General features: G+C 32.0%; 24 protein-coding genes and 1 other RNA gene. 9 read left to right on the top strand and 16 right to left on the bottom strand.

Features of this window, described 5'->3' with window-relative positions:
- Together N5E64_RS08145 and N5E64_RS08140 are read right to left on the bottom strand one after the other, a co-directional pair.
- On the bottom strand, positions 1 to 1,107 hold a 1,107-nt coding region (locus N5E64_RS08145), incomplete at its 3' end, for a glycosyltransferase (RefSeq protein WP_280036954.1).
- 18 nt (positions 1,108 to 1,125) lie between these two features.
- Positions 1,126 to 1,359, bottom strand: a complete 234-nt coding sequence (locus N5E64_RS08140; protein WP_280036951.1) for a uroporphyrinogen decarboxylase — start codon at positions 1,357 to 1,359, stop codon at positions 1,126 to 1,128.
- A 76-nt stretch (positions 1,360 to 1,435) separates the two neighbouring features.
- On the opposite strand from N5E64_RS08140, the gene kdsA reads away from it, so the two are divergent.
- From kdsA to N5E64_RS08120, 4 genes are all read left to right on the top strand, one after another.
- Positions 1,436 to 2,245 carry a 3-deoxy-8-phosphooctulonate synthase gene (gene kdsA, locus N5E64_RS08135; RefSeq protein ID WP_038333085.1) on the top strand — a complete coding sequence of 270 codons (810 nt, stop codon included), beginning with the start codon at positions 1,436 to 1,438 and terminating at the stop codon, positions 2,243 to 2,245.
- A gap of 73 nt (positions 2,246 to 2,318) precedes the next feature.
- Positions 2,319 to 3,680: an oxygen-independent coproporphyrinogen III oxidase gene (gene hemN / locus N5E64_RS08130; protein ID WP_115001634.1), complete on the top strand. Its 1,362-nt coding sequence runs from the start codon at positions 2,319 to 2,321 to the stop codon at positions 3,678 to 3,680.
- A gap of 60 nt (positions 3,681 to 3,740) precedes the next feature.
- Positions 3,741 to 4,277 (top strand): hypoxanthine phosphoribosyltransferase, encoded by a 537-nt coding sequence (gene hpt, locus N5E64_RS08125; protein ID WP_038333090.1) that lies wholly within the window; start codon positions 3,741 to 3,743, stop codon positions 4,275 to 4,277.
- Between the two features lie 6 nt (positions 4,278 to 4,283).
- Positions 4,284 to 4,862, top strand: coding sequence for an adenylate kinase (locus N5E64_RS08120; protein ID WP_125350758.1), 579 nt, complete (start codon positions 4,284 to 4,286; stop codon positions 4,860 to 4,862).
- Between the two features lie 33 nt (positions 4,863 to 4,895).
- Here the strand turns inward: N5E64_RS08120 and N5E64_RS08115 are convergent, their stop codons facing one another.
- The 3 genes from N5E64_RS08115 to N5E64_RS08105 are packed head-to-tail and all read right to left on the bottom strand — an operon-like array spanning position 4,896 to position 7,044.
- Positions 4,896 to 5,366, bottom strand: a complete 471-nt coding sequence (locus N5E64_RS08115; protein ID WP_280036948.1) for a hypothetical protein — start codon at positions 5,364 to 5,366, stop codon at positions 4,896 to 4,898.
- Between the two features lie 7 nt (positions 5,367 to 5,373).
- Positions 5,374 to 6,405 (bottom strand): quinone-dependent dihydroorotate dehydrogenase, encoded by a 1,032-nt coding sequence (locus N5E64_RS08110; RefSeq protein WP_219033696.1) that lies wholly within the window; start codon positions 6,403 to 6,405, stop codon positions 5,374 to 5,376.
- 45 nt (positions 6,406 to 6,450) lie between these two features.
- The gene (locus N5E64_RS08105) at positions 6,451 to 7,044 is read right to left on the bottom strand and encodes a hypothetical protein (RefSeq protein WP_147280019.1); all 594 of its coding nucleotides are present in this window, start codon (positions 7,042 to 7,044) and stop codon (positions 6,451 to 6,453) included.
- Positions 7,045 to 7,440: 396 nt separating this feature from the next.
- On the opposite strand from N5E64_RS08105, the gene obgE reads away from it, so the two are divergent.
- Positions 7,441 to 8,427 carry a GTPase ObgE gene (obgE, locus tag N5E64_RS08100; RefSeq protein WP_115001628.1) on the top strand — a complete coding sequence of 329 codons (987 nt, stop codon included), beginning with the start codon at positions 7,441 to 7,443 and terminating at the stop codon, positions 8,425 to 8,427.
- A 23-nt stretch (positions 8,428 to 8,450) separates the two neighbouring features.
- Positions 8,451 to 8,771, top strand: coding sequence for a YbaB/EbfC family nucleoid-associated protein (locus N5E64_RS08095; protein ID WP_038333099.1), 321 nt, complete (start codon positions 8,451 to 8,453; stop codon positions 8,769 to 8,771).
- A 32-nt stretch (positions 8,772 to 8,803) separates the two neighbouring features.
- On the opposite strand, the gene N5E64_RS08090 is transcribed toward N5E64_RS08095, so the two are convergent.
- The 3 genes from N5E64_RS08090 to N5E64_RS08080 all read right to left on the bottom strand — a co-directional run bounded on the left by N5E64_RS08090 (position 8,804) and on the right by N5E64_RS08080 (position 11,131).
- The gene (locus N5E64_RS08090; protein ID WP_260392035.1) at positions 8,804 to 9,583 is read right to left on the bottom strand and encodes a rhomboid family intramembrane serine protease; all 780 of its coding nucleotides are present in this window, start codon (positions 9,581 to 9,583) and stop codon (positions 8,804 to 8,806) included.
- 73 nt (positions 9,584 to 9,656) lie between these two features.
- The gene (locus N5E64_RS08085) at positions 9,657 to 10,637 is read right to left on the bottom strand and encodes a D-alanine--D-alanine ligase (RefSeq protein WP_280036944.1); all 981 of its coding nucleotides are present in this window, start codon (positions 10,635 to 10,637) and stop codon (positions 9,657 to 9,659) included.
- On the bottom strand, positions 10,634 to 11,131 hold the full coding sequence (locus N5E64_RS08080; RefSeq protein ID WP_125350525.1) for a hypothetical protein: 498 nt from the start codon (positions 11,129 to 11,131) through the stop codon (positions 10,634 to 10,636). Before N5E64_RS08080 ends, N5E64_RS08085 begins: the two co-directional genes overlap by 4 nt.
- 50 nt (positions 11,132 to 11,181) lie before the next feature.
- On the opposite strand from N5E64_RS08080, the gene N5E64_RS08075 reads away from it, so the two are divergent.
- The 3 genes from N5E64_RS08075 (at position 11,182) to rnpB (ending at position 14,871) form a co-directional block, all read left to right on the top strand.
- The gene (locus tag N5E64_RS08075; protein ID WP_115001619.1) at positions 11,182 to 11,832 is read left to right on the top strand and encodes an NRDE family protein; all 651 of its coding nucleotides are present in this window, start codon (positions 11,182 to 11,184) and stop codon (positions 11,830 to 11,832) included.
- Positions 11,833 to 11,951: 119 nt separating this feature from the next.
- Positions 11,952 to 14,477: an ATP-dependent Clp protease ATP-binding subunit gene (locus N5E64_RS08070; protein WP_115001617.1), complete on the top strand. Its 2,526-nt coding sequence runs from the start codon at positions 11,952 to 11,954 to the stop codon at positions 14,475 to 14,477.
- An 84-nt stretch (positions 14,478 to 14,561) separates the two neighbouring features.
- Positions 14,562 to 14,871: RNase P RNA component class A (gene rnpB / locus N5E64_RS08065), an RNA gene on the top strand.
- Here rnpB and N5E64_RS08060 read toward each other — a convergent pair.
- The 8 genes from N5E64_RS08060 to N5E64_RS08025 form a co-directional block, all read right to left on the bottom strand.
- Entirely contained in the window at positions 14,871 to 15,644 is a 774-nt protein-coding gene (locus N5E64_RS08060; RefSeq protein ID WP_219033690.1) for a LuxR C-terminal-related transcriptional regulator, read from the bottom strand. The two genes, rnpB and N5E64_RS08060, sit on opposite strands and share 1 nt — an antisense overlap.
- 185 nt (positions 15,645 to 15,829) lie before the next feature.
- Positions 15,830 to 16,771: a transketolase family protein gene (locus N5E64_RS08055; protein WP_185144213.1), complete on the bottom strand. Its 942-nt coding sequence runs from the start codon at positions 16,769 to 16,771 to the stop codon at positions 15,830 to 15,832.
- Positions 16,771 to 17,475 (bottom strand): hypothetical protein, encoded by a 705-nt coding sequence (locus tag N5E64_RS08050; RefSeq protein WP_280036939.1) that lies wholly within the window; start codon positions 17,473 to 17,475, stop codon positions 16,771 to 16,773. The genes N5E64_RS08055 and N5E64_RS08050 overlap by 1 nt, the downstream gene beginning before the upstream one ends.
- A 22-nt stretch (positions 17,476 to 17,497) precedes the next feature.
- Positions 17,498 to 18,961 carry a hypothetical protein gene (locus tag N5E64_RS08045; RefSeq protein WP_280036938.1) on the bottom strand — a complete coding sequence of 488 codons (1,464 nt, stop codon included), beginning with the start codon at positions 18,959 to 18,961 and terminating at the stop codon, positions 17,498 to 17,500.
- A gap of 24 nt (positions 18,962 to 18,985) precedes the next feature.
- A complete protein-coding gene (locus N5E64_RS08040; RefSeq protein WP_280036936.1) occupies positions 18,986 to 19,831 on the bottom strand; it encodes a transketolase in 846 nt (281 codons plus the stop codon).
- Positions 19,832 to 19,976: 145 nt separating this feature from the next.
- Positions 19,977 to 20,222 carry a hypothetical protein gene (locus N5E64_RS08035; protein WP_038331800.1) on the bottom strand — a complete coding sequence of 82 codons (246 nt, stop codon included), beginning with the start codon at positions 20,220 to 20,222 and terminating at the stop codon, positions 19,977 to 19,979.
- Positions 20,223 to 20,224: 2 nt separating this feature from the next.
- Entirely contained in the window at positions 20,225 to 21,007 is a 783-nt protein-coding gene (gene proC / locus N5E64_RS08030) for a pyrroline-5-carboxylate reductase (RefSeq protein WP_038331802.1), read from the bottom strand.
- Positions 21,008 to 21,032: 25 nt separating this feature from the next.
- On the bottom strand, positions 21,033 to 22,571 hold the full coding sequence (locus tag N5E64_RS08025; protein ID WP_280036932.1) for a sodium:solute symporter: 1,539 nt from the start codon (positions 22,569 to 22,571) through the stop codon (positions 21,033 to 21,035).
- Positions 22,572 to 22,670 lie beyond the last annotated feature (99 nt).

Below are 22,670 nucleotides of genomic sequence, written 5' to 3'. Positions count from 1 at the left end.
TTTTTCAAAAATCTCCTTCAATTTCAATTCTTCATTTTCCCAACAAAGTTCGTTTGCAGCATTTGCAAGGTTTTCTTGGTAACTTCTTTTTCCTTCGTTTAAGATTTCTTGTAGTTTTTCAGCCAAATGTTTTGGTTCGTGATTGTCAATCACTTTTCCAACTTTATATTCTTCGACCATTTTTTTGATTTCAGGTAAATTTGTTGCTAAAATTGGTACTCTAGCTTGAATAAAGTCAAATAATTTATTCGGTAGAGCGTAGCGATAGCTTAATCCTAAATCTTCTTCCATACTCATTCCTACATCAGCTAAAGGTGTTATAGTTTTTAAAGTTTTTGGGGGAATATTTCCTAAAAAATGAATGCGATTAGTCAAGTTAAAATCTTTTACCAATTGTTCGTATTCAGTTTTTTTAGGTCCTTCGCCAGCAATCCAAAATTGACAATTATCAATGTGTTTAAACGCTTCAATCATTTTGTCAATTCCTCGACTCATGTTAATTGCGCCTTGATACAATAATATTTTATCGTTTGTTGGATTTTCGGGTAAGCGAAAGAAAATTAAATCTTGTTTATCGTTAAGTTTTGTTCGGTTGGGAACATTTCTAATCACAGCCGGATTAGCACCATATTCCTTGCGAAACCAATTGGCATATCCATCACTTACTGTATAAAAATACTTGATTTTTGGAACAAGAGAACGTTCTAAAGTTTTCCAAACTTTTTTTGTTTTAGGACGATTGTGTAATGATGGTAATTCTGAATAAATTTCATGACTATCAAAAACTAAAGGAATTTTTTTGATTTTACTAACCAAATAAAAAGGAAGTAAACTATCCAAATCATTGGCTAATAAAATAGTTTGTTTATCAGCTTTTTTAAGTAAAGTGAAAAACAATTTGTAATTAAATTCTGCATACTTTTTCATTGTTGATTGATTCTTTTGTTCCATCAAAAATGTTTTGTACGGTTTATTCAATTCTGGTCTTCCGTTTATAGTCGCGCCAATCAATTCTACATCGTACCCAAATTTTAATAAAGAATGGCAAACTTTATCTAATCTTTGATCCGTTTCAATATTATTTAGTACAGCAGATAGGATTTTCAATTTTATGGTTTTTGAAGATTATTTTCCAGGTTTGAAGATGATATAATACGCCTGAACTAAAAATAAAATCGCATTTGGAATAAGGACTGGCCAAGCCTCGATCATAGCAGCATAAATTACAAAACATACACAACCAATTGCATTGATAATGCGGATAATTGTAATCTTCGAAAAAAAGAATGCTAATACAATAAAGATTGAAGCAAGATAGCCAAAAATATCAGCTATACCAATGTTAGATAAAAAATCCATAAAACGATAAATAAGAATGATAAAGTATAGGCAAAATTATGAAAAATAAGTCGATAACTTTGTGTAAATTTGCACAATGATAGAAACTTTATCAAAGATAAAACACAAAGATTCGCCAAACTTCTTTTTACTTGCTGGTCCATGTGCCATCGAAAGTGAAGATATGGCTTTGAGAATTGCTGAAAAAGTAGTAACAATTACTGATAAATTAGAGATTCCTTATGTTTTTAAAGGATCTTTCAAAAAAGCAAATCGTTCTCGTATTGATAGTTTTACAGGAATTGGAGATGAAAAAGCATTGAAAATTATTCAAAAAGTTGGAGAAACTTTTGATGTTCCAACAACTACAGATATCCATGAACCTTTTCATGCAGAAATGGCGGCGGCTTATGTAGATGTGTTACAAATTCCTGCTTTCTTGGTTCGTCAAACCGATTTAGTGGTTGCAGCTGCACAAACAGGGAAACATGTTACATTGAAAAAAGGTCAATTTCTTTCGCCAGAAGCAATGAAATTTCCTGTAGAAAAAGTAACAGATTCTGGTAATAGTAATGTTGCAATTATCGAGCGTGGAACAATGTTAGGTTACGGAGATTTAGTGGTAGATTATCGTGGAATTCCTGTGATGCAAAATTATGCACCAGTTATTTTAGATATCACACATTCTTTACAACAACCAAATCAGGCTTCAGGTGTAACAGGAGGAAAGCCAGAATTAATCGAAACGATTGCTAAAGCTGGAATTGCTGTTGGTGCTGATGGTATTTTTATCGAAACGCATCCAGATCCTAAAAATGCAAAAAGTGACGGTGCAAACATGTTACAATTAGATTTGTTAGAAGACTTATTAACTAAATTAGTTAGAGTTCGTCAGGCAATTCTATAAAAATAATTTTTAAAGAAAATTTATTAAATAATACTTAGTCAAGTTGATTAAGTATTTTTAATTTTTTTAGATAATGGATAATTTAATTCAGAAATATAATATTCCAGGACCTCGTTACACAAGTTATCCAACTGTTCCGTTTTGGGACAATGATGATTTTACTAAACAAGGTTGGATTGAAACTTTTCAACGATCTTTCGATGAAAGTAATGTAGAAGAAGGAATATCAATTTATATTCATTTACCTTATTGCGAGTCGTTGTGTACGTTTTGTGCATGTAACAAACGTATTACGAAACAACATTCGGTAGAAGTTCCGTATATTGATACAGTTTTGAAAGAATGGAGATTATATGTGGATTTATTTTCATCTCGACCAAAAATTAAAGAAATTCATTTAGGAGGAGGAACACCAACGTTTTTTTCTCCAGAAAATTTGAAGAAATTAATTGATGGTATTTTTGAATATGCGGATGTAGCTGAAGGACACGAATTTAGTTTAGAAGGTCATCCAAATAACACAACAAGAGAACATTTACAGGCTTTATACGATTTAGGTTTTAGACGTATTTCGTATGGTGTACAAGATTATGATCTGAAAGTTCAGGAAGCGATCAATCGTGTTCAACCTTTCGAGAATGTGAAAAGAGCAACCGAAGAAGCGCGCGAAATTGGTTTTACATCGATTTCTCACGATTTGATTTTTGGTCTTCCACATCAAACAATGGAAGGAATGATGGAAACTATTAATTTGACAAAAGAATTAAATCCAGATCGTATTTCGTTTTACAGTTATGCGCATGTGCCGTGGATAAAAGGTGTTGGACAACGTGGTTTTCAGGACGATGATTTGCCTTCACCAGAATTGAAACGTGCATTATATGAAGAAGGAAAGAAAATGTTCGAGGAAATGAACTATTTCGAAGTTGGAATGGATCATTTTGCCTTAGAACAAGACTCGATGTATCAATCGATGAAAAACCATACATTACATCGTAATTTTATGGGATATTCTTCTTCGAAAACACAATTAATGGTTGGTTTAGGAGTTTCTTCTATCAGTGATTCTTGGTATAGTTTTGCACAAAACGAGAAGACAGTAGAAGAGTACGAAAAATCAATCAATAACGGAGAATTATCCGTTTTCAAAGGACATATATTATCAGAAGAAGATTTGATTATGCGTCGTCATATTCTAAATTTAATGTGTAATTTAGAAACTTCTTGGGCTGATGATAACATGAAATTTGATGATGTAGATCGTATCAAAACTATGTTACAAGATATGGTTGACGATAATTTGATTGAATTTGTAGAAAATGGTTTGATCGTAAAAGAAGAAGGACGTCCATACGTTCGAAATGTGTGTATGACATTCGATAAGAGAATGATAGATAACGAGCCAGAAACACGCATTTTCTCAATGACAATCTAATAAAATAGATAAATGTTTTAAACTTTATCAAAAAAAGTATATATTTGAATATCTCAAACAATGAAAGAAATAGAAATTCACGGTAAAAAATTTATTCCGTACATCGCTTTTGAAGAAATAGAACACGCCATCAAAAATATGGCAAACGAAGTTTACGAAGAATACAAAGACGAAAGACCGATTTTTGTTGGTGTATTAAACGGAGTTGTAATGTTCTTCAGCGATTTCTTAAAACAATATCAAGGAGAATGTGAGATTTCATTCTTGAAATTAAAATCTTACGAAGGAACAGAATCAACAGGGAAAATTACTATTGAGATGGATATTCCGATGAATGTTGAAGGACGTCACGTAATTATTTTAGAAGATATTGTAGATACAGGTAATACGTTAGTAGAGTTGCACCGAATCTTGAAAGAGAAAAAGGTAAAATCATTAAAAGTAGCAACTTTATTATTTAAGCCAGATGCTTACAAAAAAGATTTAAAGGTAGATTTAGTAGGAATTTCTATTCCTGATAAATTTGTAGTAGGTTATGGATTAGATTTTGACGGATTAGGAAGAAATTTACCAGATATTTATCAAATAAAACATTAAAACAAAATGCTAAACATTGTATTGTTCGGACCTCCTGGCAGTGGTAAAGGAACACAAGCTAAATTTTTAGAAGAAAAGTACCAAACTCCTCAAATTTCTACTGGAGACTTATTTCGTTTCAACCTTAAAAATGAAACAGAATTAGGCGCTCTTGTGAAATCTTACATGGACAAGGGACAATTAGTTCCAGATGAGGTAACAACAAATATGTTGGTTGATCATTTAGATAACAATCCAAATGCGCAAGGATACATTTTTGATGGATATCCACGTACAACATCTCAAGCAGAAGCTTTAGATAAAATCTTAGCAGATAAATACGAAAGCGAAGTTTCGATTACATTAGCATTAGTTGTGGATGACGAAATTTTGGTTCAACGTTTATTAGAACGCGGAAAAACTTCTGGTCGTGCTGATGATGTGGACGAAAAAATTATCCGCGATCGTATTACAGAATATTACGAGAAAACTGCAATTGTAGCAGAGCACTACAAAGCGCAAGGAAAATGGGTTGAGATTGATGGAGTAGGTTCTATTGAAGATATTACCGAAAAATTGAACGCAGCAATTAAAGAAGTTTTATAAAACGACTTTTACATTATAAAATAAAAAGGATTCTCATTTTGAGAATCCTTTTTTATTATTGTCAAGCTGAATTTTTTTCAGTTTATCATTTTTCAAGAATTTTTTTAGATTTTCAGGAATTTTCTCCCAAATATGATTAGGAATACCAAATTCTAATTTTTCAAATAGTTTCTCTTTATTGTTCCAAATTATTACATTATCCCAGTACGTTATAAAAAAAGTAGATTTATCTAAATATTCAGAACTATTTATATAATCCATCCAACCTTCTGCAATTAAATTGTTAGAATTATCATATACATAAATTTCTGAGTAATTTTCTAAAGAGCTATTAAGATGGTTACTTAGATGACCTTCAATACAACTATTTGACCAATCAAATTTTAAATTATCAGATTTTACATCATAGTATTTTAAGTCAACAATTAATTGTTCTTCGACTAATTTTCTCAATTCAACACTCATAGGAGATGATAATCCTAAATCTATATAATTTGGAGTCATAAGTTTTCTATTTTCCTTCAACCAAGCCTTTACAAATGTTTTTTACAACAGCAGGACCTTCATAAATAAAACCTGTATAAACTTGTAACAAACTTGCACCAGCTTCCAGTTTTTCTTTAGCATCTTCGGCTGTATGAATTCCGCCAACTCCAATGATAGGAAATGCTTTGTTCGATTTTTCAGAAAGATAACGAATCACTTCTGTTGAACGATTTTTAAGTGGTTTTCCCGAAACTCCACCAGTTTCTTTTACAATTTCTGGATCAGATTTTAATCCTTCTCTTGAAATGGTTGTATTTGTAGCAATCACTCCAGCAATTTTAGATTCTAATACAATATCTATAATATCGTCCAATTGAGAATCTGTTAAATCTGGTGCGATTTTAAGTAAAATTGGTTTCGGTTTTTCGTTTTGATTATTGTATTGTTGCAAATAATTAAGAATGTACAATAAAGGTTCTTTTTCTTGTAAATCGCGTAATCCAGGTGTGTTTGGAGAACTTACATTGACTACAAAATAATCAACATAATCAAACAATGCATTGAAACATTTGATGTAATCGTCAACAGCATCTTCATTTGGTGTCAATTTGTTTTTACCAATATTTCCGCCAATGATATAGTTTTCACGATTTTTTAATTCTCTAATTTTCGAAACAACAAAATCAACACCTTTGTTATTAAATCCCATTCGGTTAATAATCGCCTCATCTTCCATCAAACGAAACATACGTGGTGCATCATTTCCCGGTTGAGGTTTTGGTGTAACGGTTCCAATTTCGATAAAGCCAAATCCGAAGTGGTTCAATTCTTCAATATATTCAGCATTTTTATCAAAACCTGCAGCCAAACCAATTGGATTTTTGAATTTAATTCCAAAAACTTCTCGTTCTAAACTTGGTTGATTGTATTGATAAAATTTATCTAATAATTTTCCAACTCCAGGAAATGCAGCATAATTTTTTAGATTTCGTGTAACGAAATGATGTGCTTCTTCGGGTTGTAATTGAAATAAAATGTTTTTGAATTGTTTGTACATGCTGCAAAATTAATCAATCCTATTCATTATAAAAATATGTTTTGATTACTTATTTTTCGTGATTGATTGTATTGTGCTAATTGGAGAAATTTCAACAGTTTTTTGACCTTTCACAACATAAAAATAATAAAGACTATTCGTATTGACTAAATAAATTTCTTTTTTCTCACCAGAATTGAAAGTTAAGGTCTGTCCATATTTTTCGAATTTTAAATCTCCATTTTTTATTCGTTTTGATAAAAAATTACCACCACCAACTCCAAATCCTAAAAAGAAACAAATCAGCATAACAAAAAAGAATCCAATTAAATTTTGATTAATTTTCTTAGTGAATTCTTCATTCGTGAGGTTATCAGTTTCTTTAATCTTGTAATATTTCTTAATGAATTTTTTCTCTGGATGTTTCAATGAATACTGTTTAAAACTATAAAGTAGAAAAATAAGAAGAATAAAAAAGATTAGTAAGAAAGGATGTGCGGTGATTTCGGCTATTGGACTAATTAAGATATCCATAATGCTCGAAAATTTCAGAATATTAATATCCAATTGATAATAAAAAATAGATTCTTTAATAATTCCCATGAAGACTAAATAAATATAACCAAAAGGAAGTAATCGTTGTAAATGTTCGTTATTCATACTATTGAATCTATTTTTGGCGCGATTTTATTTCTTTGTTAATCATAGAAAGCCTTATGACCAAAGGCATCAAAGTAGTTGAAGTTCTGCAAGCAACGGCAATTAATGCATAATTTTTTGATTTTATTGCTGAATATACCAAGAAGATAGAAATCAAAAACATCAAACATCCAAAAGTAATTACCATTGTTTTGGTTTGTTTTTGCTTTTTCAGAAGTTAGTCATCAGTATATTCGGACAAATTTTTTTAGTATTCATGATAGTGTGTTAATTAATTGAATAAATATAAATAAAAATCTGAGTCATTATAAATTATTCATTCAAAATAGATAATACAAGATTTTAATAAACAAATTAGAAATTGTACTTTTGCAGACTAATTAAAAGAGAAAAATTATGCAATCAAATTTTGTTGACTACGTAAAAATAAATTGTAGAGCCGGACATGGAGGTGCGGGTTCAGCAAGTTTGCATCGCGAAAAATATATTGACAAAGGTGGACCAGATGGTGGAGATGGTGGACGTGGAGGAAATATCACGCTTCTTGGAAACTCAAATCTTTGGACCTTGTTAGAATTTCGATTCAAAAGACATTTCCGTGCGCAAAACGGTGGACGTGGAGGTAAATCTCGTTCTACTGGTGCTGACGGTGAAGATATTATTTTGGAAGTTCCGATCGGAACAATTGCCAAAGATGACGAAGGAAATATTATTGGCGAAGTAACAGAAAATGGGCAAGAATTAATTATTGCGCAAGGAGGAAAAGGAGGTTTAGGAAACTGGCATTTCCGTTCTGCAACGCGTCAAACGCCTCGTTATGCCCAACCAGGTTTGGATGGTGACGAGCGTCAAGTTACATTGGAGTTGAAAATTTTGGCAGATGTTGGTTTAGTTGGTTTTCCAAATGCAGGAAAATCTACTTTATTATCAGCTGTTTCGGCTGCTAAACCAAAAATTGCAGATTACGCATTTACAACGTTAACACCTAACTTGGGAATTGTAGAATACCGTAATCATCAGTCATTTATTATGGCAGATATTCCTGGAATTATCGAAGGTGCGGCAGAAGGAAAAGGTCTTGGACATCGTTTCTTGCGTCATATTGAGCGTAATTCTAACTTATTATTTTTAATTCCTGCCGATACAGAAGATTATAAAAAAGAATATGAAATTCTGTTGAATGAATTGAAAAAATTCAATCCTGAATTGTTAGATAAAGAACGAATTTTAGCTATTTCTAAGTCAGATATGTTAGATGATGAATTGGAAGCTGAGATTAAAGCACAATTACCAACTGATATTGATACGATATTTATTTCGTCTGTTTCTGGAAAAGGAATCACAGAATTGAAAGATTTATTGTGGAAAAAACTACACGAATAACTAATTATTAAAGATAAAGACAAATGTTTGGAAATTTTGGAGACATCATGGGAATGATGGGAAAAATCAATTCATTTAAAGATAAATTTTCTGATTTGAAAAATGAATTAGATGGAGAAATATTTACAACGACTTCTAACGATGGAAAAGTAAAAATTACAATGTCTAAATTGGCAACAGTAAAAGATATTGAACTTGCTGAAGGAATGGAAAAAGAAGAAATTGAAGATTTGTTAGTGATGACGTTAAACAAAGCGTTGGAACAAGTAAAAACAGAAGCAATTGACAGAGCGAAAAAAACAGCTCAAGAAAATTTACCAAACATTCCTGGAATGCCTTTCTAAGAAGAATTTGAAAAAATAAAAACCCCTGAAAATTAATTTTCAGGGGTTTTTGTTTGATAATTTGGTTCAATATTTTTATCATCTTTCTCATCCAAAGATTCAAGATATTCTGCTTTCAAACGTTCTTGTTCTTGGTAAATATCCCATAAACGCTCGGCTTGCGGATCATAATAATTTTCTTGATCCCATTTCGGAACTTCTTTTTGCGGACCAATATTTCTGAACAGATAAGCGAAAAATGCACCCGAGATAAATCCACTCAAATGTCCTTCCCAAGAAATAGAATTGCTACTTGTATCTGTTTTTAACTGCGGTAAAATTTCTTGAGGAACCATTCCCCAAATCATTCCGCCGTATAATAAAATAATGATTAACGAAATTGCCATTAAACCGCGTTCTTTTCTAATAATTCCACTGAAAAATATGAACGAAGCCAATAAATAAACGATAGAACTTGCTCCGATATGGCAACTTACATTATCATCTAAAAAAGGAGGATTTCCAATCATCCAAAGAATAATTCCTGATAAAATCCAACCAAAAAAAATAACATAATAAGCTAATCTATCGTACATCAATAGTGCGATAAAGCTAAGAAATGCTAACGGAAAGGTATTACTGATAATGTGTTTCCAACCCGAATGAAATAAAGGTGAGAGCAGAATTCCTTTCAATCCTACGAAAGTTCTCGGAATAACGCCGTAACAACCGTTTAAATTGTATCCGTTTTGTTGGAACAAAAAGATAATCCACATTGGTATAAGCAGTAGCAGAGGAATTATAATAGTTTTCTTCGGAAAAGGATAACTCATAAAATTGGTTTTGAAAACATCATTCAATCTTTATTCCTTTCCAGAAAATCTGCCAATTTTGGTCAAATTAAGTTTAATAGCGTTTTATTAATTCTCTCGCAAGCAATTTCCAATCTGTCCATTTCACGCCTAATTGATGATTTTGAACAGCAATTTTATGTTGGTAATTCAAATGCTTAATCACTTCCTTATAAGCTTTTATCAAATTAAAATTCGGATCATAAATATGAGTTGCTTCAGAATTTGCACCATTAATTTCAAGTATGACAAAATTTCCGTTCTGAAAATCTTCTAAACTTTTTGCTTTCAAATCGATACGACCATAATAAAAACCATCAATTTTTTGTGCGATTTGATCTATAGTTTCTTCTAATTTAGACGTTTTTAGAGAAGATCCATCTAAAAAAGTTGTTCCTCGACTATGATTTCCTATTGGTTCAACCAATAATTTTTCATCTTTTTGAAGAACTGAATTTAGTTCGTTTTGTAAACGTTTAAACAAATAATCTTTTCGGTAAAAAGCTCTTAAATTTTGTTCGATTAATTCTTTCAAAGTTGATTTTCCATCACCCGTAAACGTCAAAAAATCTTTTGCTGTTATCGACAGTATTTTACCATTTTTTTCTTTTGGTAATCTAACATAGAAAACACCAAACTCAAAGTTTGATTGAATATATTCTTGTAAAATTAAATCTCGATTATTTTGCTCTAAATAATTTTTCCAATCAATTTCATTTCTGATTAATTCTACACCAATTCCACGTTCACCAAGATTTGGTTTTGCAATAAAGGGAAAATTAAACGGAATTTCTTGTGTTGTAAATTCATCAAAAAAAATGGTTTTTGGCTTATAATTTTTATCAATTTGATGGAGTAAATCAATTTTAGAATAATCAATAAATCCGCCCCATTTCATTGTAGGATTTGCCGAGCAAAAGTAAGCTGGAGCGCCTGTTTGAAAGATTTTATAAATGTACCAAGGTGTCAATGGCGCATAAAATAACCAGAATGGCCAAAATTCGTATCGTGTCCATTTTGTTATTTTCGGATTCATTTTTCTTGATTTTGAAAAGCAATTGTAGAAGATGCAATTCCAAAATTTTGTGGAATTTTAATCGTTGAAAAATGAGTTTCGATCGCAATTTTAATCAACGCAAAATGATGAATGCTATGATCAAAACAATACATTAATTCGCGATAATTTGTGGTATTAATTGTGAAATTCTCTCCGTAATAATTCTGTTTTAGCTGAATTGTTTTTTCTAAATCTAAACGTTCTATTTGTGATTTTAGATGATTCAGCGTATTCAAACTTTCAACAACCGAATTTTCTAAAGCACGATTTCGCTCTCTATCATCATAACAAATACAATTGTTTTTTTGCGCTTGTAAAAAGCACGAATAAAACTCGATAATATGACGAAAATGTTGACCAACAGAAGCACCAGAAATGATTTCTAATTCCTTTTGAAAAGACAGATCGTCAAATTGCAAAAGAATCGATTTCATTTCATCAAAGGAATGCGCTATAGTTTTCTGAATACTCATAATTCTTTGCAAAGATAAATTTTTACATTTGAACTAAATTGAAAAATGAGATGTGTATAATCAGTTTTTACAGAAATGAGGATGAATTTGTGTTGACGCACAACCGAGATGAGGAAATAAATCGTTCTTCTTCTAAAGAGATTGTGGAGCAAAAGCGTTTTGATAAAACTTATTTTTCGCCTGTAGATGAGCGCGCAAATGGAACTTGGATTTTTTATTCGGAACAATATGTTGCGTGTATTTTGAATGGAGGAATCGAAAAACCAATGCATTTCAAAGAAAAATACAGAGAAAGTAGAGGAATTATCTTATTAGATTTATTGAAATATAATTCTGTAAATGAGTTTATTAATTCGGAAAATTTGTCAGGAATCGCACCTTTTACAATTTTTGTTTTTGAAAGACTAACTAAAAATGCTTACCTTTTGTTTTGGAATGAAAATAAACTGAGCGTAAAAGATATTTCGCAAGAAAAAATTGTGACATGGTGTTCGTCGACATTGTACAGTCCTGAAAGAAGAAATGAAATTGATGAAATTTTTAATCAAAATAATGATTTAAAATCCGAAGAAATTTTAGAACTTCACGATGATTTGAAAATGAAAAAAGGTGATTTGTACGATTTTTTAGCAACGACATCTATCTCTCAAATTATTATGAATTCTTTAAGAATTGATATGAAATATTGTCAGCTATTTTGAAATTAATAGACAATAATTCGTTATTTTAAGGAATCATCAAATCATTTCGGACATAGGCATAATTTATGCTATAGTCTATCAGAATAATTATATTTGTTAAAGACAGCTTAAATAATAAAATGAACGATAATTTCTCACAACAAGTAAAAGACGTTATTTCTTATAGTAAGGAAGAAGCGTTGAGATTAGGCCACGACCAAATAGGAACGGAACACCTTCTGTTGGGGATTATTCGCGACGGTGAAGGGAAAGCCATTTCTGTCTTAGAAGCATTGAATGTCGATTTAGACGAAATGCGTCAAAAAATAGAAAACCTAAACCCAGCAAAAGAAACTCCAGGTAATAATATAAAAAATTTGAGTTTGACAAAACAAGCTGAAAGAGCGTTGAAAACAACATTCTTAGAAGCAAAATTGTTTAAAAGTCCGACTGTAAATACAATTCACTTATTATTGTGTATTCTTCGTAATGAAAACGATCCGATTACAAAATTGATGAATAAGTTGGATATTGATTACAATACAGTAAAGGAGGAATTCAAATTTCAATTTCAAGATGAGGAAATTCAATCTCCTCGTGCAGAAAATCCATCTTTTGATGGAGGTGATTCTGATAACGATTTTGAGCGTGCATCTACAAGTAAACCTACTTCGAAAAGTAAAACACCAGTTTTAGATAATTTCGGACGAGATTTGACAGCGATTGCGCAAGAAGGAAAATTAGATCCTGTAGTTGGACGCGAAAAAGAAATAGAACGTGTTTCGCAAATTCTTTCTCGTCGTAAAAAGAACAATCCATTGTTAATTGGAGAGCCAGGTGTTGGTAAATCTGCAATTGCAGAAGGTTTAGCGTTAAGAATTGTACAACGTAAAGTTTCGCGCGTATTGTTCAACAAACGTGTGGTAACATTAGATTTAGCATCATTAGTTGCTGGAACTAAATATCGTGGACAATTTGAAGAGCGTATGAAAGCAATCATGAATGAATTAGAGAAAAATGATGATATTATTCTTTTCATTGATGAGTTACATACAATTGTTGGAGCAGGAGGAGCTACGGGTTCTTTAGACGCTTCTAACATGTTCAAACCTGCTTTGGCGCGTGGTGAATTACAATGTATTGGAGCAACAACGTTGGACGAATATCGTCAATATATTGAAAAAGATGGTGCATTAGTTCGTCGTTTTCAAAATGTGATGGTTGAACCAACAACTCCAGAAGAAACATTACAGATTTTACATAATATCAAAGATAAGTATGAAGCGCATCATAATGTAAATTATACAGATGAAGCGTTGCAAGCTTGTGTAAATTTGACAACACGTTATATTACAGATCGTTTCTTGCCAGATAAAGCGATTGATGCTTTAGATGAAGCGGGTTCTCGCGTGCATATCAAGAATATAAAAGTTCCTCAAGAAATTTTAGATCTTGAAGCAAAATTAGAAGAAGTTCGCGAAGAGAAAACGAAAGTTGTAAAATCTCAAAAATACGAAGAAGCTGCTCGTTTACGTGATTCAGAGAAACAAATAGAAAGTGATTTGAAACGTGAGCAAGCAAAATGGGTACAAGAATCGAAAGAGAATCGTGAAACAGTTACAGAAGAAAATGTAGCGGAAGTTGTTTCGTTGATGTCTGGCGTTCCTGTACATCGTGTAGCTGAAAAAGAATTGAAAAAATTGGCTCAGATGAATGAGTTAATGAAAGGAAAAGTAATTGGTCAAGATGAAGCGGTAACGAAAGTTGTGAAAGCAATTCAGCGTAATCGTGCAGGATTGAAAGATCCAAATAAACCAATTGGTTCATTCATTTTCTTAGGTACTACGGGTGTTGGTAAAACACAATTAGCGAAAGTTTTGGCGAAAGAAATCTTTGATTCTAACGATGCATTAATTCGTATCGATATGTCAGAATATATGGAGAAATTTGCCGTTTCTCGCTTAGTTGGGGCACCTCCAGGCTATGTTGGTTATGAAGAAGGTGGACAATTAACAGAAGCAGTTCGTCGTAAACCATATGCGGTAATTTTGTTAGATGAGATTGAGAAAGCGCATCCTGATGTATTCAATATTTTATTACAAATTTTGGATGATGGTCATGTAACTGATAGTTTAGGTCGTAAAGTTGATTTCCGTAATACGATTATCATTTTAACGTCTAACATTGGTACAAGACAATTGAAAGAGTTTGGAGATGGTGTTGGATTTGGAACTTCATCTAAGAAAGATTCTGCTGATGAACGCGCAAAATCAACAATTGAAACAGCTTTAAAACGTGCTTTTGCTCCAGAATTTTTGAATCGTATTGATGATATTATCTTCTTTAATTCATTGACAAAAGAAGATATCATGAAAATCATCGATATTGAATTGGCAAGTTTAATAGAGCGTTTAACAGCTTTAAATTATCATATTGAATTAACTGAGGAAGCGAAGAATTTTATCGCAGACAAAGGATTTGATAAAGATTATGGAGCTCGTCCGTTGAAACGTGCTATTCAGAAATACATCGAAGATCCGATGGCAGAAGAAATCATCAATGCTGTAATTAGTGAAGGAGATGAATTAATCCTTGGCTTAAATGATGCAAAAGATGGCGTTAAAATTTCTGTAAAAGGAAAAACGAAAGAAGAAAAATCAGAATAATTTCTAAGTTTCTATAATAGAAAGGCTTGAACATTTTTGTTCAAGCCTTTTTTTATTTCGGTAACTTTTGCCGTACATTTGCGCTCAGCAAGCCACTTTGTCGCTTCATGTATGTGAAGAGGAAAGTCCGGGCTCCAAAGAGTAAGCATAGCGGGTAACGCCCGTCCGTCGAGAGGCGAGGACAAGTGCAACAGAAAGTATGTACAGTTCGGCTGTAGTGAAACCAGGTAAACTCTATGCGGAGCAATGCCATGTATACCAGCAGTTAAGAGCTACTCGTTCGTTGCTGGGGGGTAGGCAGATTGATATTTTAGGTAACTAAAATACTAGATAAATGACAAAGCATCTTGATTTATTAAGGTGACAGAACCCGGCTTATCGGCTTGCTTTTTTCTATTTTTTGAAGTAAAGACTAAATAATTCTGAAGTATTAGAACAGTTGTTCTTTTTCAAAATATTTCTTCGATGCGTGTCAATAGTATGTTTACTTAAATCTATAGCGTTTGCTATATCCTGACTTGTGTAGCCTTTAATCAGAAATTCGATAATCTCCGTTTCTTTTTTTGTAAGTTGTAAAGATGAATTTGTTTTTGAATTAAGAAGATTATTCAATCCATCTTTGATGTTGTAAATATGCATAATAGGCTTTCCTCCAACCTTTATTTGTGTGATGTCAGTCGCTAAACAAAAAACTCGATTTGGTAAAAAATTTTTACTTAATTCGTAAAAGAAATGTTGCAAATGAATTTGATGAATTTCTCCTTTTTTATCTATCACACGAAAATCATAAGTAAATTTATAATTCATTCTTTCTTCAGGGACAATTTCCATACTAAAATTTGCAATTCGTTGCTGAATATCAATCACATGTTGCAAATCATCGGGATGTACCATTTGAACACATAATTCAGCTGTATATTCGTCAGGAAGATAACCCAAAATATCTTCGCATTGAGGAGAAACATATTCGAATGTTGCAGAATTAGGATTGATGAAATACATAAAAGATTCACCAAGAGCAAGACTTCTTAAAGTTTGTAAATAATCATTAATCGATTGAAAACTCTCATTTTTTTCGTTTAAGGTTCTACGATCTGTATTTTCACTCCATAGTTTTTTTACAATACTTGCATATTCAGTAATAGATTTTTGATTTGCTTTTTTCATATGCTTACAAGTAAAAGTTAATAAAATACCATTAAATGAGTATTTTTTAAGTTAGTAATATAAACTAATTTTGCAAAATATATATAGGATTAAAGCAGTTTTGCTTTTTCAACCAACCTATTTTATATTTAACCTATAAAAAAAGGAGCTAAATTTTTTAGCTCCTTTTTAATATTATGATGGAATTAAAGTAAAGATTTTACTTTCTCGATTACAGCAGTAGAATCGATTCCATATTTTTTCATTAAATCTGAAGGTGTTCCAGATTCACCGAATTTATCATTAACCGCAACAAAAGCTTGTTTTGTTGGTAATTTTTGAGCTAAAACTCTTGCAACAGATTCACCTAAACCACCTAAAATATTATGTTCTTCAGCTGTTACAATTTTTCCTGTTTTCTTTACAGAGTTTAAGATAATTTCTTCATCCAATGGTTTGATTGTATGAATATTGATCACCTCACAAGAAATTCCTTCTTTTTCTAACTCAGCAGCAGCAACCAAAGATTCCCAAACTAAGTGACCTGTCGCAACAATTGTTACATCAGAACCTTCGTTCATTAAGATACCTTTACCAATTTCAAATTTTTGGTCAGCTGGTGTGAAAACTGGAACAGCAGGACGTCCGAAACGTAAGTAAACAGGACCTTCATATTCAGCTACTGCAATTGTAGCCGCTTTAGTTTGATTGTAATCACAAGGATTGATAACCACCATTCCTGGTAACATTTTCATCAAACCAATATCTTCTAATGTTTGGTGAGTTGCACCATCTTCTCCTAATGTTAAACCAGCGTGCGATGCAGCGATTTTTACATTTTTGTTAGAGTAAGCGATAGATTGACGAATTTGATCGTATACACGAGCTGTAGAAAACTCAGCGAAAGTTCCTGTGAAAGGAATTTTACCTCCAATTGTCAAACCTGCAGCAATTCCCATCATGTTTGCTTCAGCAATACCAATTTGGAAAAAACGCTCTGGGTTTTCTTTGATAAATTGATCCATTTTCAATGAACCAATCAAGTCAGCACACAATGCAACAACGTTAGGATTTGTTCTTCCTAACTCTGTCAATCCGTCTCCGAATCCACTACGTGTATCTTTTTTTTCTGTGTATGTTAAGTCTATCATTGTTTTTGTTTTTTGTATTCGTTTTTGTATTTTTCTACTTCTGTTTTTTCATCAAATTGATAAATAAAATCATTTGGCGAAACATTAATTTCTTCTTCCTCTTCGGCGCTCTTTTTTATCCAATTTTCTAAGATTTCAACATTTTCTAACACAATATTATGTCCAACTCGATAAATCAAGCCTTTCAAATTTAGTTCAGAATTGATAAATGGAACGGTGTTGATGTTAGAATTTGTATCGATGCAAATTTCTGTACCATTGTCGTTGTCATTATCTTTTCTGAAAATGTTATACACTTCACATTGTTTATTCAGAATTGTTTCTTTTTGACCAGTTTTGTTCGCAACATAACTATTTCCGATTGCGGAATTCGTTAAACTTGGATTATCAGTCGCTAAAAAAGAAGTTCCTAATAAATCTTTAGTGCCTTCGAAATCTATTTTAAAAACCTTCGGATTTTCTTCTTCGCTGTAAACAGAATACATATTGTCGTTTACTTTTAATGAAGCGAAATTTCCCATCGGTGTTCGCGTAATCATTAAATGCGCTTTGTAATCTTTGGTTGATAAAATATCCAGAAAATCTGAATAGAAATCACTTTTGATACGATATTGAATAACGTTTTCGAATTTATACGATTGCATTTGAGCGAAAGTTAAACTTGTAAAAAGCGTTAATATAAAACTGATTGATTTTTTCATTATCGAATTGATTTGATAAGTATTAATCCAAAGAATTTAAGAAAGTAGTTAACTTATCTTTGTCTTCTTTTTTCAGTTTATCATATTTGTTATTGATTTCTAAAACACTTTTTCTTATTGCATCAATTGTTCCCGAAAGAGCAACACTTCCGCTTTGATAAATGTACATATCGCACACTTGTCCTGCGTAATTGTAAACCAAATTTCCTAAATCTTTATCTGTAAAAGTCGGAATTTTAGCTTTCAAGTTTTTGCAATGTTCTGGTGCAACTTTCATGAAATCTTGAACGTCTGGATTGTCGATTGCTAAATCGATTTTGCTAATATCTGTCGTTTTGTAAGCAGATGTATAAGGATCATAATATTCGGCTAAACTAACTTCTGTTGCAGCAACAGCAGAATCTACTGCTACAGCCGCTTCATCATAATCTGTTGAAACTTCTGTTAATTTAAACTTTTTAGCATCATCGAAATACGTTTTGAAAAGGTTATTTAATTCTTTTACTTCGCTTTTGTTTGCTAATTTATTCTTTTTGAATTGTTTTACCAATTGATTTGTAGAACCTTGAGCAGCTGCCAAAGCTTTAGAACGCTCGATATCAGGATTTCCATCATAATCGCTATCATTATAAATCAAACTATAATTTAATGAAGCAACAGTCCCAAAAAGACTATTTACGTTATCACTTTCTGATGTTTGATAATTGTAATAATTAACAATAGGATCCTCGTAACGATTGTCTGGTGAATAAGCCGCTTCCGCTGCATAAGCTGTATCTACAGACGACATCATGTTCTCGTATTCTTGTTTCTTTTTTGCCAATTCGTTAGTAAAACTTTCGATTTCTTTTTTCTCATCAAAAGTTACTTTTACGTTAGAATTTGCAATATTTTGAATTGTTAATCCATTAAAATCTCCTGCGTCATATCGTATCAAAAGACCTTTCAGTTTTGTTTGAGGAAACATAATCGCAACGTTATTAATTGCATTTTTTTCATCAACACATAATGTAGAAGATTTTGTTTCGAAATCTGTTTTAGATGTTAATTCGTATTCATTACACTTGTATCCATTGATCGTTGTAGATGAATTTAGATTTTTAACTGAAATAAATTTCTCGAACAAATTATCCGAATAAGGTTTTAAACTATCATCCGACATGCCTTCATAATAATAAGGTGCTTTTATCGATAATTGATTTTCTAATGAATTGGCATAGACTTCGAAAAACTTGCTGTTGTTGATAAAGAAAGCATCTTTACTGAAGCTTCCTGAAGTGTAAGGACCTCCTTCCGAAGTTCCTAAAACAGCGTCTTTAGAAATATAGGTTACAAAAGATAAATCTTTTTGACCATCCAAATAAGTTTGATATTCTTCTGGTAAATTGATTTTGTACGATACTTTTTTGTCAAAAGAATATGTTTTTTCCTGCCCAAAGGCTGTCAAAGAACAAAGCGTAAGTATAGAATAAAATAACGTTTTCATAGTATTGTGGTTGTATTCAAATTATTAATAATCTGTCAATTCAGTTTCAGGATTTTGCTCTAATGCAAATGCTAATTGCTCATCGTTAGGCGCTTTTCCGTGCCAAGAGTGGCTTCCCATCATATAATCAACTCCATTACCCATTTCTGTGTGTAATAAAATTGAAACTGGTTTTCCGTTTCCTGTTAATGTTTTAGCTTCTTCTAAAATAGCAATTACTTTTTCTAAGTTATTTCCATCTTTTTCTTCTAAAACAATCCATCCAAAAGCTTCTAATTTAGCTTTCAAATCTCCTAATGGTAAAACGTGGTCTGTATCACCATCAATTTGACGACCATTGTAGTCAATCGTTGCAATTACATTATCCACTTTTTTACCAGCAGCATACATAAAAGCTTCCCAGACTTGACCTTCTTGTAATTCACCGTCACCATGTAATGTGTAAACTAATTTATCGTCGTTGTTTAATTTTTTTGCTTGAGCAGCACCTAAAGCAACTGATAAACCTTGTCCTAAAGATCCAGAAGCGATACGAATTCCAGGTAAACCTTCGTGTGTTGTTGGGTGACCTTGTAAACGAGAATCTAATTTTCTGAATGTAGCTAATTCGCTAACTGGGAAAAATCCTGAACGAGCCAATGTGCTGTAGAAAACTGGTGAAATGTGACCATTTGATAAGAAGAATAAATCTTCTCCCTTTCCGTCCATAGAGAAGTCTGTAGAGTAAGTCATGATTTTACCGTATAATGCAGCAAAATATTCTGCACAACCTAATGATCCACCTGGGTGTCCACTATTTACGGCATGTACCATTCTCAAAATATCTCTCCTTGTTTGTTGTACTTGTGTTTGAAGTTCTTGAAGTGTCATTGTTTGTTTATAAAAATTTGAACAAAAATAATCCTTTTTTGTAGGGCAAAAAAATCGTAGAACATAAATCACTACAATTGGGGAGGAGATTTTATGCGATTTTTAAAACAATAAAAAAGACGAAGCAAAACTTCGTCTTTTTTATTTATTCTTCTTCCACATGCCATTCGCCACGATGAGGTATCAAAGCGTCACGAACTTGTATCATTTCAGATTCTACCACCACCAAATAAGCAACTGCATATTCTGGTTCAACCTCTACAAATTCAGAAAATGTACTTTGTAACTTTTCTTTTTCTGCGTATTGTTTCAGGTGAACTGCATGATGTTTTGCAGTTGGTATAGCATCGGGACCATAAAAATCCCAGATTAATTTTAATTTCTTTTCCATAATTATATTTTATCAAAAGAAGTTTTAATTCCTTTTATTAAAGCAGAACTAAATCCTTGATGTTCCATTTCATTTAATCCAGCAATCGTACAACCTTTTGGTGTCGTCACTTTATCAATTTCTTGTTCTGGATGCAAACCGTTTTCTATTAATAATTCAGCAGCTCCTTTTACAGTTTGTGTCACAATTTTTGTAGCAGTTTGTGTGTCAAATCCAATTTCGATTCCACCTTGAATCATTGCTCTTATAAATCGTAAAACATAAGCAATTCCGCAAGCGCCAATTACAGTCGCTGCATTCATCAACTCCTCATTTATAACAACTGTTTCGCCAATTGGATTGAAAATCGTTTTGATTTCATTTAAAATGTTTTCATCTTTCGAATTTCCACAAATACATGTAATCGATTCTTCCACAGAAGCAGCTGTATTAGGCATTGCACGAAAAATTGACATACCTTGTGATAAAATATTTTGATACGTTTGCAATGAAATTCCTGTTGCAACTGAAATTAATATTTTATTGGTCGTAAAATTGTCTTTTAATTGCGTCAAAACTTCTTCCACTTTGTACGGTTTTACACACAACAGAATATAATCAGCTTCTTTTACAGCAAAATGATTATCATTTGTAATCGTTACACCAAGCTTTTTAAGATGTTCAATTTGATTCAAATTATTTCTTGTAGCGATAATTTGATTTGGATCGAATGCTTTATTCTTAATTAAACCCTCTGTTATAGAAATTCCTAAATTTCCTGCTCCAATAATGGCGATTTTTTTCATAGTTGTAGAGTGTTAATTGTTCTGATTATGAATGAATAATTGTTTCTTTTTGACGATTAGAACTTACCAACCATAGACCGATAAAAGTTAATAAACCATTCAGAATGATTAATTCAACACCAATTTTGTAATCGGTAAAATTGATCACTAATTCGTTGATGATATAGGTAAAAATAGGCGCTAAAATCGCAACTGTAATAATTGAATATTTTTTGTAAATGTTACGTTTCGTTAAAATTCCGAAAGCAAACAATCCCAATAATGGTCCATAAGTATAACCTGCAATTTCCATCACAAGATAAACAATGGATTTGTTGTTAATCGCTTTGAAAACCATAATCAAGATAAAGAAAACTACCGTGAAAATCAAGTGAACACGAATACGAATCTTTTTCTTCTCTTTTTCTGACTTTTCTTTGTCTTCGTTGATGTTTAATAAATCGACACAATATGAACTTGTAACCGCTGTTAAAGCACCATCCGCAGAAGGAAATAAGGCAGAAATTAATCCGATAATAAAAATCACAGAAATAATCATTGGGAAATGATGTCCTAAAAGCGAAAGCGCAGGAAACATATCATCACCCATAATATTTTGCCCGCCTTGTTCCATAAAGAAACCATCAGCAGTATAAAAACCACCTTCGCTCATAGCGTATAAATAAAGCAATCCGCCCAAAAATAAGAAGGCTAAATTTACAATCAATAATGTTCCAGCAAACGTCAACATATTCTTTTTCGAGTTTTGAAGATTATCAACCGAAATATTTTTTTGCATCATTTCTTGGTCAAGACCAGTCATTGCAATTGTGATAAACATTCCGCCCAAAATTGTTTTTAAGAAATAAGTTTTCGAATTTGGATCAAGATTAATGAAATGCGTATAATTTTTGGCTTGCATCATATCGTAAGCTTCACCAACAGATAAGTTAAGATGAGAAAGGATAAACCAAATACAAGCAATCAAACTAATGATCATAAATGATGTTTGTAAAGTGTCGGTTACAACAATTGTTTTTACTCCACCTTCAAACGTGTACAATAAAATCATTAATAATAACACAAATGTTGTTGCCCAAAATGGTACGCCTAAATTGTCTAACAAAAATATTTGTAACACATTTACAACTAAATATAAACGTGCTGTTGCGCCAATTCCACGTGAAATAATAAAGAAAACCGATCCTATTTTATGCGCTTCAACATTGAAACGTTTTCCTAAATAGGTGTAAATCGAGGTCAGATTCATTCGGTAATAGAGCGGAAGTAATACACCCGCGACGATAAAATAACCAAGAAAAAATCCGATTACCATCATATAATACTCGAATCCTCCGTAAATATATTCGGAACCAGTTAATTTTCCGACCGTTCCCGGAACCGAAATAAAAGTAACGCCACTAAGACTTGTTCCAATCATTCCGAAAGCCACTAACCACCATTTACTTTTTTTGTTTCCGTTAAAAAAAGATTGATTGTCAGAATTTCGACTGGTGAAGTAAGAGATCACTAAAAGTCCTACAAAGTATACGATAACACAAAGTAGTAAAATTGTTGAGTTCATAATTTATTTAGTAAATAAGCCCAAATTTAATATTTTTGAGTGAATGATGATAGATTAATTTTCCGAAGATAAAATTGTAAATTTGTTGTCTATAATTTT

Source organism: Empedobacter sp. GD03739 (assembly GCF_029843245.1).
GTDB classification, from domain to species: Bacteria; Bacteroidota; Bacteroidia; order Flavobacteriales; family Weeksellaceae; genus Empedobacter; species Empedobacter falsenii_B.
The sequence above is the reverse complement of the archived record's forward strand: the minus strand, read 5'-3'. Positions and strand labels throughout refer to the sequence as shown.